This is a genomic window from Hydrogenophaga sp. PML113 (assembly GCF_001777155.1).
Taxonomy (GTDB): domain Bacteria; phylum Pseudomonadota; class Gammaproteobacteria; order Burkholderiales; family Burkholderiaceae_C; genus Hydrogenophaga; species Hydrogenophaga borbori.
In genome coordinates this window covers 77,514-95,396 of sequence record NZ_MIYM01000003.1, presented here as the reverse complement: position 1 = coordinate 95,396, position 17,883 = coordinate 77,514, and the positions used below count along the sequence as shown (strand labels likewise).

The window sequence follows — 17,883 nt, the reverse complement described above, 5'->3', positions numbered from 1 at the left end:
ACCTCGGTGACTCAGTGGTTGGGGCTCTGGTGGGCGGTGTCAACCGCGGCCCGGGCGGTCATGCGGAGCCAGGTGAGGCTTCGCATGCCTGTCGTTCACGCCTGCTTGGCGGCCTCGCGGTACACCAGCAGCGGTGGCTTGTTCTCGTCGATGGTGGATTCATCCACCACGACCTTTTCCACGTTGCTCAGGCCAGGGAGCTCGAACATGGTGTCGATCAACGCGTTTTCAAGGATGGAGCGCAGGCCGCGCGCGCCGGTTTTGCGCGCCAGCGCCTTGCGGGCGATGGCCTTGAGCGCGGCGGGCCGCACCTCCAGTTCGGCGCCCTCCATCGACAGCAGCTTGGAAAACTGCTTGACGACGGCGTTGCGCGGCTGGGTGAGGATGTCCACCAGCGCGTCCTCGCTCAGCTCGGCCAGGGCGGCGATGACGGGCACGCGGCCGACCAGCTCGGGGATGAGGCCGAACTTGATCAGGTCTTCCGGCTCGACTTCCTTGAACACCTCGGTGACGCTGCGCTGCTTCTTGCTGCGCACGGCGGCCGAGAAACCGATGCCCGAGGCCTCGGTGCGGTTCTCGATGATCTTCTCCAGGCCCGCGAAGGCACCCCCGCAAATGAACAGGATGTTGGTGGTGTCGACCTGCAGGAAGTCCTGGTTGGGGTGCTTGCGCCCGCCCTGCGGCGGCACGCTGGCCATGGTGCCCTCGATGAGCTTGAGCAGGGCCTGTTGCACGCCCTCGCCCGACACGTCGCGGGTGATGGATGGGTTGTCGGACTTGCGCGTGATCTTGTCGATCTCGTCGATGTAGACGATGCCCTGCTGGGCGCGCTCGATGTCGTAGTTGCAGCTTTGCAGCAGCTTGGCGACGATGTTCTCGACGTCCTCGCCCACATAGCCGGCTTCGGTCAGCGTGGTGGCGTCGGCCATGACGAAGGGCACGTTGAGCATGCGGGCCATGGTCTGGGCGAGCAAAGTCTTGCCCGAGCCCGTGGGGCCGATGAGCAGGATGTTGCTCTTGGCCAGTTCCACCTCGTCCTTGCGCGAGCCCTGCTTGTGGCGCAGGCGCTTGTAGTGGTTGTAGACGGCCACGGCCAGCGCGCGCTTGGCAGCGTCCTGGCCAATGACGTAGTTGTCGAGGTTGCTCTTGAGCTGGGCCGGCGTGGGCAGGTCGTCCGAGGACGCCTTCACCGACTCGATGCCGGGCAACTCGTCACGGATGATGTCGTTGCAGAGATCGATGCACTCGTCGCAGATGAACACCGAGGGCCCGGCGATCAGCTTCTTCACCTCGTGCTGGCTCTTGCCACAGAACGAGCAGTACAGCGCTTTTTCGCTGGAGGCGGCTTTCTTGTCGGCCATGGTGCGGTGTCAGGGAAAAACGGTGTTCAATGATAGTGGATGGTCCGCCAGGGCCAAATCCGGAAAAAGGGCCGCAAAAACGGTGTTTGGCCGCCCTTCTCCCGGCGGCGTCAGCCCGCCGTGGGACGCTTCTCGATGACCTTGTCGATCAGGCCGTAGTCGGCCGACTCGGCGGCCGAGAGGAAGTAGTCGCGCTCGGTGTCGCGCTCGATCTTCTCCAGCGGCTGGCCGGTGCGTTCGGCCAGGATGCGGTTGAGCTGCTCGCGGGTCTTGAGGATTTCGCGCGCGTGGATCTCGATCTCGGTGGCCTGGCCCTGGGCGCCGCCCAGCGGCTGGTGGATCATGATCTTGGAATTGGGCAGGCTGAAGCGCTTGCCCTTGGTGCCAGCGGCCAGCAGGAAGGCGCCCATGCTCGCGGCCATGCCCACGCACAGCGTCGACACGTCGGGCTTGATGAAGTTCATGGTGTCGAAGATCGCCATGCCGGCGCTGACCGAACCACCGGGCGAGTTGATGTAGAACGAGATGTCCTTGTCCGGGTTCTCGCTCTCCAGGAACAGCAGCTGGGCCACGATGAGGTTGGCCGACTGGTCGTTGACCGGACCGACGAGGAACACCACGCGTTCCTTGAGCAGGCGCGAGTAAATGTCGTAGGCGCGCTCGCCGCGGCCCGATTGTTCGATGACCATGGGCACCATGCCCAGGCCTTGGATATCCATAGCGCTCATGAGGCTCTCCGAGTGAGTCCGTACAGGTTCAAAGCAATGGCCCAACTGTAACCAACCCGGCCACCCCACTTCGGGCGGTAGGGCCATGGTTCGTTCGCGGGGGATGCAAGGGGACAGATGGGGGGTCCAGCGGCAAAAAAAAGGGGCGGATCGCTCCGCCCTCTTCCGTGCGCCAGAGCACCGGCGATCAGGCCTGGGCCATCAGCTCGTCAAAGCTCACGGTCTTGTCGCTGACCTGGGCCTTGGCGAGCACGAAGTCGGTGACGTTGTTCTCGATCACGATGGCCTCGACCTCGGCCAGGCGGCGGTTGTCGCCCTGGTACCAGCGCACCACGTCGGCGGGCTTTTCGTAGGAAGCGGCCAGCTCGTCGATGTGGGCCTTGATCTGCTCGGGCTTGGCGTGCAGTTCGTTGACCTTCACCAGCTCGGCCACCACCAGGCCCAGGCGCACGCGGCGCTCGGCCTGCGGGCGGAACAGCTCGTCGGGGATGGGGGCCTTGTCGGCGTCCTTGATGCCGCGCTGCTTGAGGTCGGCGCGGGCGCCTTCGACCAGACGGTCGAGTTCGGCCTGCACCACGGACTTGGGCAGGTCCAGCTCGGCCACGGCCACCAGGGCGTCCATCACGGCGGCCTTGTTGCGGGCCTGCAGACGGAACTTGACCTCGCGCTCCAGGTTCTTGCGGATGTCGGCGCGCAGACCTTCGACGCTGCCGTCGGCCACGCCCAGCGACTTGGCCAGGGCCTCGTCGACGGCGGGCAGGTTCGCCTGCTCGATCTTCTTCACCGTGACCAGGAAGTCGGCCGTCTTGCCGGCCACGTCCTTGCCGTGGTAGTCCTCGGGGAAGGCCAGCGGGAAGGTCTTGCTCTCGCCGTTCTTCATGCCGCGCACGGCGTCTTCGAACTCCTTGAGCATCTGGCCGTCGCCAACGATGAACTGGAAGGCCTCGGCCTTGCCGCCCTCGAAGGGTTCGCCGTCGATCTTGCCTTCGAAGTCGATGGTGACGCGGTCGCTGTCCTGGGCGGCCTGGTCCTGCGCGCGCTGCGCGAAGGTGCGGCGCTGCTTGCGCAGGATGTCCAGGGTGCGGTCGATGGCGGCATCGTCCACCTCGGCGGCCAGCTTCTCGACCTTGGCGCCGGCCAAGTCGCCGATCTTCACCTCGGGGTAGACCTCGAACACCGCGTCGAAGGCCAGCTGGCCCTCGGGCGCGCCTTCCTTCTCGGTGATGCGGGGCTGGCCGGCCACGCGCAGTTGCGCTTCGTTGGCGGCGCTGGCGAAAGCCTCGCCCACCTTGTCGTTCATGACCTCGTAGTGCACCGAGTAGCCGTAGCGCTGGGCCACGACGTTCATCGGCACCTTGCCGGGGCGAAAGCCGTCCATCTTGACGTCGCGGGCGATGCGCTTGAGGCGCGCGGCGACTTCGTTCTGGATCACGTCGGCGGGCAGCGTGAGCGTGATCTTGCGCTCGAGCTTCTCCAGGGTTTCAACGTTCACGGTCATGGTGTTCTCCAAGGGAAGGCCGGCCGTTCAGGCCGACGCGGGGCATAGCGGGGTTCCGTGGGGCTGGTGCGCGGGGGGGGACTCGAACCCCCACACCATTGCTGGCGTCAGGACCTAAACCTGGTGCGTCTACCAATTTCGCCACCCGCGCGCCGGGAGGGTGTCTGGCGCCGCCGGATTGAGGCCCGGCGGGGCGGGTAGCCCACTCACGGAAACCCGCGATTGTAGCTGTTGGACGGGCCTCGACCGACCGGGGATCAGGCCGCCAGGCGCCGGCGCAGCGCCCGGATGGCGCTGCCCGGCGTGGTGAGCACCGGCAGCCCGGTGGCCGCCTGCACCGCCGGCGCCGAGCGGGCCAGGCTGAACTGGGCCAGCGCGATGAGCGCGCAACCTTCGGCCTGCAGTCGCTTCGCCGCCTCCACCGCGAGCGCGTCGTGGCGGACGGTGTCGCCCGCGTTCAGGGCGTCCAGCGCGCCCTCGGCCAGCGCGGTGCGCAGCGGCACGCCAGCCGGGAACTCCGGCGGCATGGACTGCAATGTGGGACCGAAGGTGGCCAGCAGGCCGATGGGGCCCCCCAGTCGCGCGGCCTCGGCCACGGCCTCATCCACCATGGCCTCGTTGGGCTTGAGCACCGGCAGATGAGGCCGGCGCGCAGCCGCCGCCTCGATGCAGGGCCCGAAGGCCGAGCAGGTGAACAGGATGCCCTGCGCGCCCGTGGACTCGGCGTAGGCCGTGAGCGTCTCGAAGCGCGCGTGCATGGCGGCGTCCAGCCCCCTGCCCTCGCGCGCCAGGTCGGCCGAGAGGCTGTCGTCGAGCAGGTTCATGCGGATGGCCTCGGGCCAGTCGCGCGCCATCGCCTCGTTGATGGGCGCGACCGAATGGGCCAGCGCGTGGATCAGTGCGATGCGGGGCGCGCTCATGCCGAGGCGGCGGCCACGCCGGTCTTCTCGCGCCGCAGGCGACCCATCTGCAGCCACATGACCAAGGCCAGCAGCACCAGCGCCGGGACAAACAGCCACTCCTTCGCAGGGCGATCGGCGGGCACTTCCAGAGAGGTGATGTGAAAGCTCTGTTCGATGCCGAGCTTTTCGGCCGGGCTGCCGAACTTGACAGCGGCCACCATCAGGCCGTTGCCATCGGCCATCACCGTCAGCCCCGCGCTGGCCAGCCGCTCCTTGGCGGTGCCCGCAGGCCCCAGGGGCAGCAGCACGCCCTTGCGCACCTCGTCGCCATTGAGGTTCAGGCCTTCCACCCACACGCGCTTGCCGCTGTTCGGCGGTGCCTGTTCAATGGCCGCGGTCATGGCCTCGCCTTTGATTTCGTCGAAGGGCGGATGAACGAGGTCCATCCAGAAGCCCGGGCGAAACAGCGTGAAGCACACCAGCAACAGGGCCAGGGTCTCGTACCACTTGGTCTTGGTCAGGAAGTAGCCCTGCGTCGCCGCCGCGAACACCAGCATCGCCACGATGGCGATGGCGATGGTCAGGATCAGATGGAACGGCCCGTCCAGACCGATCAGCAGCAACTGCGTGTTGAAGATGAACAGGAACGGCAGGATCGCCGTGCGCATGCTGTAGTAGAAGGCCGTGATGCCCACCTTGATGGGGTCGTACTTCGCGATGGCCGCTGCCGCGAACGAGGCCAAACCCACCGGGGGTGTGACGTCCGCCATGAGACCAAAGTAGAAAACGAACAGGTGAACGGCGATCAAGGGCACGATCAGCCCGCTTTGGGCGCCCAGTTCGACGATCACGGGCGCCATCAGCGTGGAAACGACGATGTAATTGGCCGTGGTCGGCAGGCCCATGCCGAGGATCAGGCTGATCACCGCCACCAGCACCAGCATGAGCATGAGGTTGCCGCCGGACAGGATCTCGACGATTTCCGTCATCACCAGGCCCACGCCCGTGAGCGAGACGGTGCCGACGATGATGCCGGCCGCGGCCGTGGCCACACCGATGCCGATCATGTTCCGCGCGCCCGTGGCCAGACCATCGACCAGGTCGTTCACGCCGGCCTTCACATGCGACAGGGCGTTGCCCTCTCCCCGCATCAGGCCCAGCAGGGGCCTTTGCGTCAGCATGACGAAGACCATGAACATGGTGGCCCAGAACGCCGACAGCGCCGGCGAGAGCTGCTCCACCATCAGGCACCACACCAGCACGACGACGGCCAGCAGATAGTGCAGGCCGGAGCGCACGGTGGGGCCCGTTTCCGGCAGTTCGAACACCGGGGCATTGGGATCGTCGATCGCCAGTTCGGGCTGGCGCGAGCTCACCCACAGCAGGCCCAGGTAGGCCAGCAACAGTCCGACGCCGATCACGGGCACGGCGGCCGCGCCGAGCATCGACTTGACGAAACCGATGACGTAGTACGTGACACCCGCGATCACGATGAACCCGGTGACCGTCATCAGGAACGACACCAGCCGCTGCGACACCGAGGCCTGTGTTCGGCGCGGCAGGCCTTGCATGCCGGCCTTCAGCGCCTCAAGGTGAACGATGTAGAAGAGCGCGATGTAGGAAATGATCGCCGGCAGGAAGGCATGCTTCATGACCTGCACGTAGGGAATACCCACGTACTCCACCATCAGAAATGCGGCCGCGCCCATCACGGGCGGCATGATCTGGCCGTTCACGGAACTCGACACCTCCACGGCGCCGGCCTGATCGCCTCGGTAGCCCACGCGCTTCATCAACGGAATCGTGAAAGTGCCGGTGGTCACGACGTTGGCGATGGACGAGCCGGAAATGAGGCCTGTGGCCGCCGACGACACGACGGCCGCCTTGGCCGGACCACCGCGCATGTGGCCCAGCAGGGCGAACGCGCTCTTGATGAAATAGTTGCCCGCCCCGGCTTTGTCGAGCAGCGAGCCGAACAGCACGAACAGGAAGATGAAGCCACTGGAAACGCCCAGCGCCACCCCGAACACGCCTTCGGTGGTGAGCCAGAAATGCGATGCCGCGCGATCAAGTGAAGCGCCGCGGTGCGCCAGCATGTCCGGCATGTAGGGACCGGCAAAGGTGTAGACCAGGAACACGAGGGCCACCACCACCATGGGCAGGCCGAGCACGCGGCGCGTGGCCTCCAACAGCAGCAGCACGCCGATCACCGACGCCCAGACGTCGAGCGTGTTCGGCTGGCCCGGGCGACCGGCCAGTTCACGATAGAAAAGAAACAGGTAGCCCGCGCAGAACGCCGCCACCAAGGCGAACACCCAGTCGCCGACGGGCACGCGATCGCGCGGCGAGCGCTTGGACGCTGGGTAGGCCAAGTAGGCCAGGAACACCGCGAACGCCAGGTGAATGGCCCGGCTCTCGGTGTCGTTGAGCAGAAAGACGCCCAGGCTGAAGGGCAGCGGCGAGGCGATCCAGAGTTGGAACAGCGACCAGGCCACGGCCACGACCAGGATCAGGCGGTTGACCAGAGGCCCCGCGTCTCGGCCTCCGGCGTCGTTGTCCTTCACCAGCTGGTTGACGTCCACGTCGGCGATGTTGTCGGCTTTATTCATGATGGATGAGGTGGATGCTCAGGGGCCCTCAATGCAGAACACCCCATGAGCGGCGGGCCGCACATGGGGTGCTCAGCGGCAACGGATCAGCAGATTACTTGATCCAGCCCTTTTCCTTGTAGTACTTGGCGGCACCGGGGTGCAGCGGTGCGCTCAGGCCATCCTTGACCATGTTCTCGGCCTTCAGGTTGGCAAAGGCAGGGTGCAGCTTCTTGAATTCGTCGAAGTTGTCGAACACCGCCTTCACCAGGGTGTAGACCTGATCGTCCGAGGCCTTGGCCGAGGTCACGAAGGTCGCCAGCACGCCGTAGGTGTTCGTGTCCTGGTCATTGCCCTTGTACAGACCGCCGGGGATCACGGCCTTGGCGTAGAACGGGAACTCGGCCACCAGCTTGTCCACGGCCGGGCCGGAGATGTTCACCAGCTTGGCGCCGCAGGTCGTGACCGGGTCCTGGATGTTGGCGCTCGGGTGGCCCACGCCGTAGAAGAAGGCGTCGATCTTGTTGTCGCACAGCGCGGCGCCGTGCTCGTCGGCCTTGAGCTCGGCCGCCAGACCGAAGTCACTGAGCTTCCAGTTCATGGCCGTCAGCAGCTGCTCCATGGACGCGCGGGTGCCGGAACCGGGATTGCCCACGTTCACGCGCTTGCCCTTGAGTTCGCTGAAGTTCTTGACGTTGGCGTCGGCGCGGGCGAGCACGGTGAAGGGCTCGGGGTGCAGCGAGAACACGGAGCGCAGGTCGCTGAAGGCACCGTCTTTCTGGAACGTGCTGGTGCCCTTGTAGGCGTGGTGGTTCCAGTCGGACTGCGCCACGCCGAAGTCGAGGTCGCCTGCCTTGATGGTGTTGATGTTGGCGACGGAGCCACCCGTGGACTCCACCGTGCAGCGGAAGCCGTGCTTGGCGCGGTCCTTGTTCACCAGGCGGCAGATGGCGCCGCCCGCGGCGTAGTACACGCCGGTCACGCCACCGGTACCGATGGTCATGAACTTCTGTTGGGCGAAGGCGGGGGCGGCGGGCGCCATCATCGCGGCCGATGCGGCCACGGCGCTGAGACAGGCGGTGAGTTTTTTCATGGTGGTTCTCCTGCGGGTCACTGGTTGTGGAAAGGCGTGATGCTCTTGTGGAACGGTCGCGCGCAGGCCGGGAATGCTAATGCAATCGCCCGGCCCGCCCCCGCCGCGACGTCACGGGGTTTACCCCGTGACGCCATGCAGAGCGGGCATGGCGTCAGGCGGTGGCCAGCTTGGGCACCCCGGCCAGCGTCTTGTCGATCGCCGTGCGCAGGCGATGCACGATCTGGGCCAGCTCGTCGGGGGTGCTGATGAAAGGGGGCGCCAGCAGGATGTGGTCGCCGCAGCGGCCGTCCACCGAGCCGCCGGCCGGATAGACCATCAGGCCTTCGGCCATGGCGGCGCGCTTGAGGCGCGCGTGCAGCTTGAGTTCGGGGTCGAACCACTGCTTGCTGGCGCGCTCGGCCACCAGCTCCACGCCCCAGAACAGGCCGCGGCCGCGCACGTCGCCCACGTGCGGGTGCTCGCCGAAGGCGTCCTGGAACAGCGCCTGCAGCTGCGCGCCGCGCTCGCGCACCTGGGCCAGCAGGCCGTCGCGCTGGATCACGCGCTGCACCGCCAGCGCGGCCGCGCAGGCCACGGCGTGCCCCAGGTAGGTGTGGCCGTGCTGGAACAGGCCGCTGCCTTTGCGGAAGGTCTCGACGATGCGGCTTTGCGCCAGCACCGCGCCGATGGGCTGGTAACCCCCGCCCAGGCCCTTGGCGATGGTGAGCAGATCGGGCACCACGCCCTCCTGTTCGCAGGCGTGCAGCGTGCCGGTGCGGCCCATGCCGCACATCACCTCGTCCAGGATCAGCAGGATGCCGTGGCGGTCGCACAGCTCGCGCACGCCCTTGAAGTAGCCCGGCACCGGCGTCAGCACACCGGCCGTGGCGCCGCCCACCGTCTCGGCCACGAAGGCGATGACCTTGTCGCCGCCCAGGCGCTCGATGGCGGCCTCCAGTTCGGCCACCAGGCGCTGGCCGTACTGCTCGGGGGTCTCGTCGGCGCGCTTGTCGCGGTATTCGTAGCAGGGCGAGACGTGCTCGACCTCGATCAGCAGCGGCTTGAACTGCTCGCGGCGCCAGGCGTTGCCGCCCACGGCCAGCGCGCCCAGGGTGTTGCCGTGGTAGCTCTGACGGCGCGCGATGAAGTGCTGGCGCTGCGGCTGGCCGATTTCCACGAAGTACTGGCGCGCCATCTTGAGCGCGGCCTCCACGGCCTCCGAACCGCCGCTCACGAAGTACACGTTGCTCATGCCCTGCGGCGCGGTGTCGATCAGGGTGTCGGCCAGTTCCTCGGCCACGGCCGTGGTGAAGAAGCTGGTGTGCGCATAGGCCAGTTGATCGAGCTGCTTGTGCATGGCCGCGATCACGTCCGGGTGGCCGTGGCCGAGGCAGGAGACCGCCGCGCCGCCGGAGGCGTCGAGGTAGGTTTTGCCTTGGCTGTCGGTGAGCGTGATGCCCTTGCCGCTGACGGCGACGGGCATGTCCTGGAGCAACTGGCGGTGGAAAACGTGGCTGGATTGCATGGGCGGCTGGGGGGCGGTGAGGGGGAATGCGCCAGTCTAGGCACGCGCCCGCGGCTGTCCACATGCTTTTATCGGCCCGGGCCATGCCTTCAGGTTATGCCTCGCCACCCTGTCCATGAGTTCCGGTCATGGGCGATGCCTCGGTCTGCATTTCACAGGCGCCGGGCGCCTGCCTACAGTGCGGCCCACCATGCACAACCCCCCTGCCCTGTCCCTGAACCCACCCGCCGCGCGCCGCGTGGCCGTGCTGGGCGCCGGCATCGTCGGCCTGGCCACCGCCTGGCAATTGCAGCGCGACGGCTTCGACGTCACCGTCATCGACGCCCAGCGCCCCGGCCAAGGCGCCAGCTTCGGCAATGGCGCACAGCTGAGCTACGCCTACGTGCAGCCGCTGGCCGACCCTTCGATCTGGGCGCAACTGCCCAAGCTGCTGCTCTCGCGCGAGTCGCCCTTCTCGCTGCGCCTGCGCCTGGACCCGACGCAGTGGGCCTGGGGCCTGCGCTTTCTGGCCGCCTGCCGCGCGGAGGTGTCGGCCCGCAGCACCGGCACGCTGCTGGCCCTGGCCGAGGAAAGCCGCGAGGCCCTGCAGCAGCTGCTGGCCGACACCCAAGCCCACTGCGACTTCACCACCAGCGGCAAGCTGGTGATGTACGGCAGCGAGGCCTCTTTCGCGGCGGCGCGCCGCCAGCTCGATCTGCAGCGCGTCCTGGGCGGCGCCGAGCAGCACGCGCTGTCGCTCGCCGACTGCCTGCGCGTCGAACCGGCGCTGGCCGGCAGCGCGGCGCGCTATGTGGGCGGCATCCACACGCCGGGCGAATGCGCGGCCGACTGCGCCCGCCTGTGCGACGCCCTGCACGGCGCCCTACAGGCGCGCGGCGTGCGCTTCGTGCTCGGCGCGCCCGTGGGCGCGCTGCGGCGCGAGGGCGATCGCCTGGTCGCCGTGCAGGCGGGCAGTGACTGGATCGAGGCCGACGGCTTCGTCGCCGCCCTGGGCACCGGCGTGGCCGCTTTCGCGCGCCGGCTCGGGGTGAGCCTGCCGGTCTACCCGCTCAAGGGCTACAGCCTCACGCTGGACGTGCCGGCCGGGGGCGGCCTGGCGCCGAACGTGAGCGTGACCGACGCGCAGCGCAAGCTGGTCTTCGCGCGGCTGGGCCAGCGCCTGCGCGTGGCCGGGCTGGCCGAGCTGGCCGGCCACGACACGCGCATCGAGACCCACCGCGTCGAGCAGCTGCGCCGCGCCGCGCGCGAGGTCTTCCCGCTGGCCTGCGCCGGCACCGAGGCCCGCCCCTGGGCCGGCCTGCGGCCCGCCACGCCCACGGGCGTGCCCATCCTGGGCCGCGTGGGCGGCGCGCCCGCCAATCTGCTGTTCAACGCCGGGCATGGCGCCCTGGGCTTCACCCTGGCCGCCGGCAGCGCACGGCGGCTGTCGCGCCAATGGCAAGGCGTGGCGGAGCGGCCGCGCGCGGCCGCCGCGCTCATCCGATCTGCTGCAAGGCCTGCTGAAAACAGCGCGTGAAGGCGCGCGCCACCACCGAATGCGGCCGCGCGGTGGGGCGCAGCATGTGCACGGCGGTGAGCATGGCCGGCTCGAAGGGCAGCACGTCCACGCGCGTGCGATCGGCCGAGGTCGCCGTGCAGCCCTCCACCAGGGCCACGCCCACGCCGTGCTGGGCCAGCGCCAGCGCCACGTGGTAGGTCTGCACGGTCATGATCGGGCGCAAGTCCACGCCGTGGTCGCGCATGGCGTGCGAGAGCTGCACGCCCAGCGGGTCCTGGCCGTCCAGGGCGATCACGGGCAGCCGCGCCAGTTGCGACCAGCCGATGCCACCGGCCTTGAGCACGCGCGGCGGCAGCAGGCCCTTGGGCGCCACCACCATCACGCGCCGCTCGCCCAGGCGCTCCTGCACCAGGGCCGGGTGCGAGCCAGGGTTGAACACGTAGCCCACGTCGGCCTCCTGCAGGGCCAGGGCCGAGACGATCTGCACCGAGTGCAGGGCCTGGTGGTGCACCAGCACGTCGGGGTGCCGTTCGCGGAACAGGCGCATGGCGCGCGGCAGCACCTCGTAGCTCAGGCCCAGCACGGTGAGCACGCGCAGCTCGCCATGGGTGCGGCCGGCTTTCAGGCTGGTGGCCAGGCGCTGCACCTCGTCGAGCTGGGCGAACAGGCGCTCGATGTGCGGGTACAGCGTCTGGGCCTCGGTGGTGGGCACCAGGCGCCCGCCGGCGCGCTGGAACAGCGGGAAGCCCAGCTGCAGCTCGGCGTGCTGCAGGGTGCGGCTCACCGCCGGCTGGGTGACATTGATCATGCGGGCCGCCGCGCTCACGCTGCCGGTGAGCATGACGGCGTTGAAGACCTCGATGTGGCGCAGGCGCATGGGCAGCTATTGTGCTCGGGCCGCGCCAGGCGCCTTCAGGACGTCGGGTGCCCCGCCGCCGGTGGGGCCGCGCCCGGCGGCGGGACCGCCGGCATCGAGGCATCGCGCCGGTGGAACAGCCTCGCGAACCAGAGCGCCACGTCGTCGACGATGGTGAACACCGCCGGGATCACCAGCAGGCTCAGGAAGGTCGAGGTGATGAGCCCGCCGATCACCGCCACCGCCATCGGTGAGCGGAAGCTGCCGTCCGCCTCGCCCCAGCCGATCGCGATGGGCAGCATGCCCGCGCCCATGGCGATCGTGGTCATCACGATCGGCCGCGCGCGCTTGTGGCAGGCGTCCAGGATGGCGTCCAGCCGCGACAGGCCGTGCGCGCGCCGCGCCTCGATGGCGTATTCCACCAGCAGGATGGAGTTCTTCGTCGCCACGCCCATCAGCATGATCAGGCCGATCAGCGAGGGCATGGAGAAGCTCTTGTTGGCGATCAGCAGCGCCACGAAGGCCCCGCCCAGCGACAGCGGCAGCGCCGCCAGGATGGTCATGGGGTGCAGGAAGGCCTTGAACAACAGCACCAGCACGATGTAGATGCACAGCACGCCGGTGAGCATGGCCAGGCCGAAGCTGGCGAACAGCTCGCCCTGCACCTCGGCATCGCCCACCTCCAGCACCGACACGCCCGGCGGCAGGTTGCGCAGGCTGGGCAGCTTCTCCACCGCCGCCTTCATGTCGCCCAGCGCGATGCCCGCGAGTTCGACCTCGAAGTTGATGTTGCGCGAGCGGTCGTAGCGGTCGATCACCGCCGGGCCGCCGCCGAACTCGAGCGAGGCCACCTGGCCCAGCATCACCGGCCCTTTGGCGCCGGGCACGGCCAGGCGGCGCAGCACGTCCAGGTCGTGGCGCGCGCCGACGTCGAGCTTGACCACGATGGGGATCTGCCGCTGCGGCAGGTTCATCTTGGGCAGCAGGTTGTCGTAGTCGCCCACGGTGGCGATGCGCAGCGTCTCGGCGATGGCCGAGCTGGTCACGCCGAGCTCGGCGGCGCGCGCCAGGTCGGGCGTGACGATGATCTCGGTGCGCACCAGCGCGGCGGTGGACTGGATGCTGCCCACGCCGCGCACGGTGCGCAGGTCGCGCTCGACCGCGCGCGCGGCGGTGGTCATGGCGTGCGCGTCGCTGCCGGTCAGGGTCAGGATGTACTTCTCGCCCGAGCCGCCCAGGCCCACCTTGCTGCGCACGCCGGGCAGGTTGGACATGGCGTCGCGGATCTGGTTTTCGATGCCCTGCTTGCGCGGGCGCTGGCCGCGCGGGTCGAGCTGGATGGTGAGCGCGGCCTTGCGCGACTCCGCCGCGCCCTGCGGCGCGAACGGATCGGTGCCGGCCGTGCCCGAGCCGATGGTGGTGTAGACCGAGCGCACGTGCGGCACCGCCGCCACCAGCTGGCGCGCGCGCTCGGCCGTGGCCACGGTCTGCTCTAACGTGGCGCCGGGCGGCAGCTCCAGGAAGACCTGGGTCTGCGAGTTGTCGTCGGGCGGCACGAAGCCCTGCGGCAGCAGCGGGATCAGCATCAGCGAGCCGATGAAGAACAGACCGGCGCCCAGGCTGGTGAGCCAGCGGTGGCGGATGCACCAGCGCGCCCAGTTCTGGTAGGTGTCCACCCAAGCCGGCTCGTCCTGGTTGTGCGCCCAGCGCCAGAGGCCGCGCGTGAGGGCGTTGGAGGCCGCCCAGCGCGGCATCTCCTTGGCCATCACCACGGGCTTGAGCAGGTAGGCCGCCATCATGGGCGTGAGCGCGCGCGCCACCACCAGCGAGGCGAACACCGCCAGCGCGGCCGTCCAGCCGAACTGCTTGAAGAACTTGCCCGGGATGCCCGCCATGAAGGCCGTGGGCAGGAACACCGCGATCAGCGTGAAGGTGGTGGCGATGACGGCCAGGCCGATTTCGTCGGCCGCCTCCATGGCGGCCTGGTACGGCGTCTTGCCCATGCGCATGTGGCGCACGATGTTCTCGACCTCGACGATCGCGTCGTCCACCAGGATGCCGATCACCAGCGACATGGCCAGCAGCGTCACCACGTTGATGGTGAAGCCCATGGCGTACATGCCGATGAAGGCCGGGATGGCCGACAGCGGCAGCGCCACGGCCGAAACCACGGTGGCGCGGACATCGCGCAGGAACAGCCAGACCACCAGCACCGCCAGCAGGGCGCCTTCGTACAGCAGGGTCATGGAGGCGTCGAACTCCTCCTTCACCGGCGTGACGAAGTCGAAGGACTCGGTGATGTGCAGGTCGGGCCGGGCGGCGCGCAGTTGCTCCAGCTTGGCGCGCACGCCGTCGCCCACCTCGATCTCGCCGGCACCGCGGCTGCGCGCCACCTCAAAACCCACCACGGGCTTGCCGTTCAGGAAGGCGGCGGCCGTGGGGTCGGCCACGGTGTCGCGCACCTCGGCGATCTGGTCCAGGCGGATGTAGCGGCCGTCGCTCAGCGCCACCTGCATGCCCGCCAGCGCCTCGGCCGAGGCCAGCTGCGACAGCGTGCGCAACGGCTGCTGGCTGCCGCCCAGGTCCACCCGGCCGCCGGCGCTTTCGATCTGCACGCGCGCCAGCTGGCGCGACACGTCGGTGGCCGTGGTGCCCAGGGCCTGCAGCTTGAGCGGGTCCAGCAGCACCTGCACCTCGCGGTCCACCCCGCCCACGCGGTTGACCGCGCCCACGCCGGGCACGGACAACAGCAGCTTGGAGACGTCGTTGTCCACGAACCAGGACAAGGCCTCGGCGTCCATCTTGTCGGACGCGACCGTGAAGGCCAGCACCGCGCCGCCGGCCAGCTCCACCTTGTTGACGATGGGGTCGCGCAGGTCGGTGGGCAGTTCGCTGCGCACCTTGGCCACGGCCGAGCGCACGTCGTCCAGCGCCTGCTGGGTGTCCTTCTCGATGCGGAACTCCACGGTGAGCGAGACCGTGCCGTCCTGCACCTTGGTGTAGATGTGCTTGAGCCCCTGCAGCGAGGCCAGGCTGTTTTCGATGATGCGCGCGACGTCGTTCTCGAGCTGGTTGGGCGAGGCACCCGGCAGGGCCGCCACCACGGTGATGGTGGGCAGGTCCAGGTCCGGGAAGTTCTGCACCTTCATCTGTTTGAAGGAGAACAGGCCCGCCAGCGTCAGCATGACGAACAGCATCGCCGCCGGAATGGGGTTGCGGATCGACCAGGCGGAGACGTTCATGTCACTGCACCACTTTCACCAGGTCACCTTCGTTCAGGAAACCCGCGCCCTGCACCGCCACGGATGCCCCGGCCTGCAGGCCTTCGAGCACTTCCACGCGTTCGCCCACGCGGCGGCCGGTGCGCACCTTGAGCTGGCTGGCGCGGCTCTGCGCGTCGATCGCGAAGACGTAGTTGCTGCCGTCGCGCACCACCACAGACTGGCTGGGCACGGTCAGCGCCTCGCTCTGCCCCAGGTCGAAGGCGCCGTGCGCGAAGGTGCCGGCCTTGAGCTCGGCGTGGCGCGGCAGGTCCACGAAGACCAGGATGTTGCGCGTCTGCGGGTCGGCGCTGGGCGCGATGGCCCGCACCTTGCCCTGCACCTCGCGGCCGGTGGCGGCCGTCACCGCCACGGACTGGCCGATCTTCACGCGGTCCACCTCGCTGGGCGTGACCTCGCCGCGCCACTCCAGGCGGCCCTGGCGCACCAGGCGGAACAGCTCCTGGCCCGCGCCCACCACGGCGCCCACGGTGGCCGCGCGGGCGGAGATCACGCCGTCGTCGGGCGCCAGCACGCGGGTGTTGCCCAGTCGCACCTCGGTGGCGCCGAGAGCCGCCTTGGCGGCCTCCCATTGCGCCAACGCCACCTTCTCCTGCGTGAGGTACTGCGCCACCTGCGACTTCGAGAGCGCGCCGGTGTTCTCGATGGCGCGCGCGCGGTCGGCGTCGGCCTTGGCGTTCTGGTAGCTGGCCTCGGCCTGCATCAGGCTGGCGCGCGCCTGCAGGGTGTCGGCCTGGGTGGTCTCGCGCACGAACTCGGCCAGCACCTGGCCCTTGCGCACGGCGTCGCCCACGTTCACGTTCACGGTGGACAGGCGCAGGCCGTTCACCTCGGCGCCCACGCTGGCCTCTTGCCAGGCGGCGATGTTGCCGTTGGCCTGCAGGCGGATGGGCATCGACTCGCGCTGCGGCTGGGCCACGGTGACGGTGAGCGCGGGCCGGGGCTGGTCGCCCGCGGCTTTCGGGTCGGCGGCCGGGGCTTCGGCGGATGGGCGCAGCAGCAGCCAGGCGGCCAGGGCGAGGATGAGCAGGGCAAGCGCGGCCAGGGGCCAGAACCAGCGGCGCCGGGGATGGGAAGTGGCGTTCATCGGACGTCGTTCGAGGCGTTGGGATTCAGGGCATCACCGGTGTAGGTGGCGGGGATCGCGGCGGGATCGAAGCCGCCGCCCAGGGCGACGTAGAGCTGCAGCCAGGCGTCCATTCGCTCCTGCTGCAGGGCCACGGCGCTGCTGTCGGCGCTGAGCTTGAGGCGGCGCGCCTCTTCCAGCTCGCTGAGGTTGGCGAAGCCCACGCGGTAGCGCGCCTCGGTGGCCTCGAAGGAACGGCTGTAGCCGGCCACCGCGGTCTCGGTGGCGGCCAGGCGCTCGCTCAGGCCCGAGAGCGTGACCAGCGACTGCTCCACCTCGGCCACGGCCTGGCGCAGCGTGCGCGCGTAGGCCATGGCGGCGGCCTCGTAGCGCGCCTGGGCGCTGTCCGCGCTGGCGTGCAGGGCGCCGCGCCCCAACAAGGGCAGGCTCAGGGTGATGGGGCCGATGGACCAGGAATTGGCGGCGAAGTCCAGGCCGCCGCCCGAGAAGTGGTTGCGCAGCACGCTGCCCTGCAGCGTGAGGCCCGGGCGCAGCGCGGCGCGGGCCACGCCCACGTCCTCGCTGGCGGCCACCAGCTCGCGCTGGGCGCGGTACACGTCGGGACGCTGGCGCAGCACCTCGGCCGGCACGGCGTTCACGCCCAGCAGCCGCTCGACCCGGCCGGAGGCGAGCCAGGCCTTGAGGTCGGGCGCGCCGCCGAGCTGGGCGCGCACGTCCGCTTCGGGCTGGGCGGTGATGGCGGCGATGGACTTGACCTGGCGCTCGCACAGGGCGTCCTGGCTGCGCCAGCGCGCCACGCCCTCGGCGGCACTGGCGCGCGCCAGCGCCGCCACGGCGGGCGCGGTGAGGCCGGCGCGCTCGGTCACCTCGTTGCTGTCGGCCGTGACGCGGCGCGAATCGCGGTCGTTCAGGGCCACGGTCAGTTGTTCGCGGCACAGGCGCTGGCCGAAATAGAGCTGCGCCACCTCGGAGGCGACCAACACGCGGGCCTCGTGCCAGCGCGCGCCGGCGGCGTCCTGTTGGGCCTGCGCGCTGTCCACGCGCCCCTGGCCCTCGCCCCACAGGCCCACGGCCCAGGAGGCCTCCACCCCCGCGCTCAACGTGGTGCCCAGGGGCGTGTTCACGTCGGTGCGGCCCCGGCTGGCGATGGCCACCGCATTCGCCTGGGGGCGGCCCTGCGCCTCGGCGCCGGCCAGCGCGGCGCGCGCCGCGAACACCTGGGCCCGGGCGGACGCGATGTCGGGGCTGTGGCGCTGGGCGCGTGCGATCCAGTCGCTGAGCACCGGGTCGTCGAAACGGGCCCACCAGTCGCCCAGCGCCTGGGTACTGCCCTGGTGCGCCAGCGGCGGCGCCATCCAGCGCTCAGGCAGGTCGACGGGTACTTCGGTCGGTGGCCGGCCCACGCTGCACGCGCCCAGCAGGGCGCCAGCGGCCAGCGCCACGAGCAGTCGCTTCATGGTGCGAAAGGGGATGCCCCCCTGAGT

At 69.5% G+C, this 17,883-nt stretch carries 12 protein-coding genes and 1 tRNA gene; 1 reads left to right on the top strand and 12 read right to left on the bottom strand.

Annotated elements, in window-relative coordinates; translation table 11 throughout:
- Window positions 1-95: 95 nt before the first annotated feature.
- The 8 genes from clpX to BHU06_RS06405 all read right to left on the bottom strand — a co-directional run bounded on the left by clpX (window position 96) and on the right by BHU06_RS06405 (window position 9,677).
- Entirely contained in the window at window positions 96-1,361 is a 1,266-nt protein-coding gene (gene clpX, locus BHU06_RS06440) for an ATP-dependent Clp protease ATP-binding subunit ClpX (RefSeq protein WP_070398340.1), read from the bottom strand.
- 110 nt (window positions 1,362-1,471) lie between these two features.
- On the bottom strand, window positions 1,472-2,089 hold the full coding sequence (gene clpP, locus BHU06_RS06435; RefSeq protein ID WP_070398339.1) for an ATP-dependent Clp endopeptidase proteolytic subunit ClpP: 618 nt from the start codon (window positions 2,087-2,089) through the stop codon (window positions 1,472-1,474).
- Between the two features lie 187 nt (window positions 2,090-2,276).
- The gene (gene tig, locus BHU06_RS06430) at window positions 2,277-3,587 is read right to left on the bottom strand and encodes a trigger factor (protein WP_070398338.1); all 1,311 of its coding nucleotides are present in this window, start codon (window positions 3,585-3,587) and stop codon (window positions 2,277-2,279) included.
- 64 nt (window positions 3,588-3,651) lie between these two features.
- Window positions 3,652-3,738, bottom strand: a tRNA-Leu gene (locus BHU06_RS06425).
- Window positions 3,739-3,844: 106 nt separating this feature from the next.
- Complete coding sequence (locus tag BHU06_RS06420; RefSeq protein WP_070398337.1) at window positions 3,845-4,507, bottom strand: aspartate/glutamate racemase family protein; 663 nt, start codon at window positions 4,505-4,507, stop codon at window positions 3,845-3,847.
- The gene (locus tag BHU06_RS06415) at window positions 4,504-7,098 is read right to left on the bottom strand and encodes a TRAP transporter permease (protein WP_070398336.1); all 2,595 of its coding nucleotides are present in this window, start codon (window positions 7,096-7,098) and stop codon (window positions 4,504-4,506) included. Before BHU06_RS06415 ends, BHU06_RS06420 begins: the two co-directional genes overlap by 4 nt.
- 94 nt (window positions 7,099-7,192) lie before the next feature.
- The gene (locus BHU06_RS06410; RefSeq protein ID WP_070398335.1) at window positions 7,193-8,170 is read right to left on the bottom strand and encodes a TAXI family TRAP transporter solute-binding subunit; all 978 of its coding nucleotides are present in this window, start codon (window positions 8,168-8,170) and stop codon (window positions 7,193-7,195) included.
- A 154-nt stretch (window positions 8,171-8,324) separates the two neighbouring features.
- Window positions 8,325-9,677 (bottom strand): aspartate aminotransferase family protein, encoded by a 1,353-nt coding sequence (locus BHU06_RS06405; protein ID WP_070398334.1) that lies wholly within the window; start codon window positions 9,675-9,677, stop codon window positions 8,325-8,327.
- A gap of 190 nt (window positions 9,678-9,867) precedes the next feature.
- Between BHU06_RS06405 and BHU06_RS06400 the strand changes: the two genes are divergently transcribed.
- Entirely contained in the window at window positions 9,868-11,193 is a 1,326-nt protein-coding gene (locus tag BHU06_RS06400; protein ID WP_070398333.1) for a D-amino acid dehydrogenase, read from the top strand.
- On the opposite strand, the gene BHU06_RS06395 is transcribed toward BHU06_RS06400, so the two are convergent.
- Genes BHU06_RS06395 through BHU06_RS06380 form a run of 4 tightly spaced genes read right to left on the bottom strand, consistent with a single transcriptional unit; the run spans window position 11,153 to window position 17,856 of the window.
- Complete coding sequence (locus tag BHU06_RS06395) at window positions 11,153-12,052, bottom strand: LysR family transcriptional regulator (protein ID WP_070398332.1); 900 nt, start codon at window positions 12,050-12,052, stop codon at window positions 11,153-11,155. The genes BHU06_RS06400 and BHU06_RS06395 overlap by 41 nt on opposite strands.
- Before the next feature lie 35 nt (window positions 12,053-12,087).
- A complete protein-coding gene (locus tag BHU06_RS06390) occupies window positions 12,088-15,273 on the bottom strand; it encodes an efflux RND transporter permease subunit (protein WP_070398331.1) in 3,186 nt (1,061 codons plus the stop codon).
- Window position 15,274: 1 nt separating this feature from the next.
- Window positions 15,275-16,399, bottom strand: a complete 1,125-nt coding sequence (locus BHU06_RS06385) for an efflux RND transporter periplasmic adaptor subunit (protein WP_070398330.1) — start codon at window positions 16,397-16,399, stop codon at window positions 15,275-15,277.
- Window positions 16,396-17,856, bottom strand: a complete 1,461-nt coding sequence (locus BHU06_RS06380) for an efflux transporter outer membrane subunit (RefSeq protein WP_070398329.1) — start codon at window positions 17,854-17,856, stop codon at window positions 16,396-16,398. Before BHU06_RS06380 ends, BHU06_RS06385 begins: the two co-directional genes overlap by 4 nt.
- Window positions 17,857-17,883: the final 27 nt, after the last annotated feature.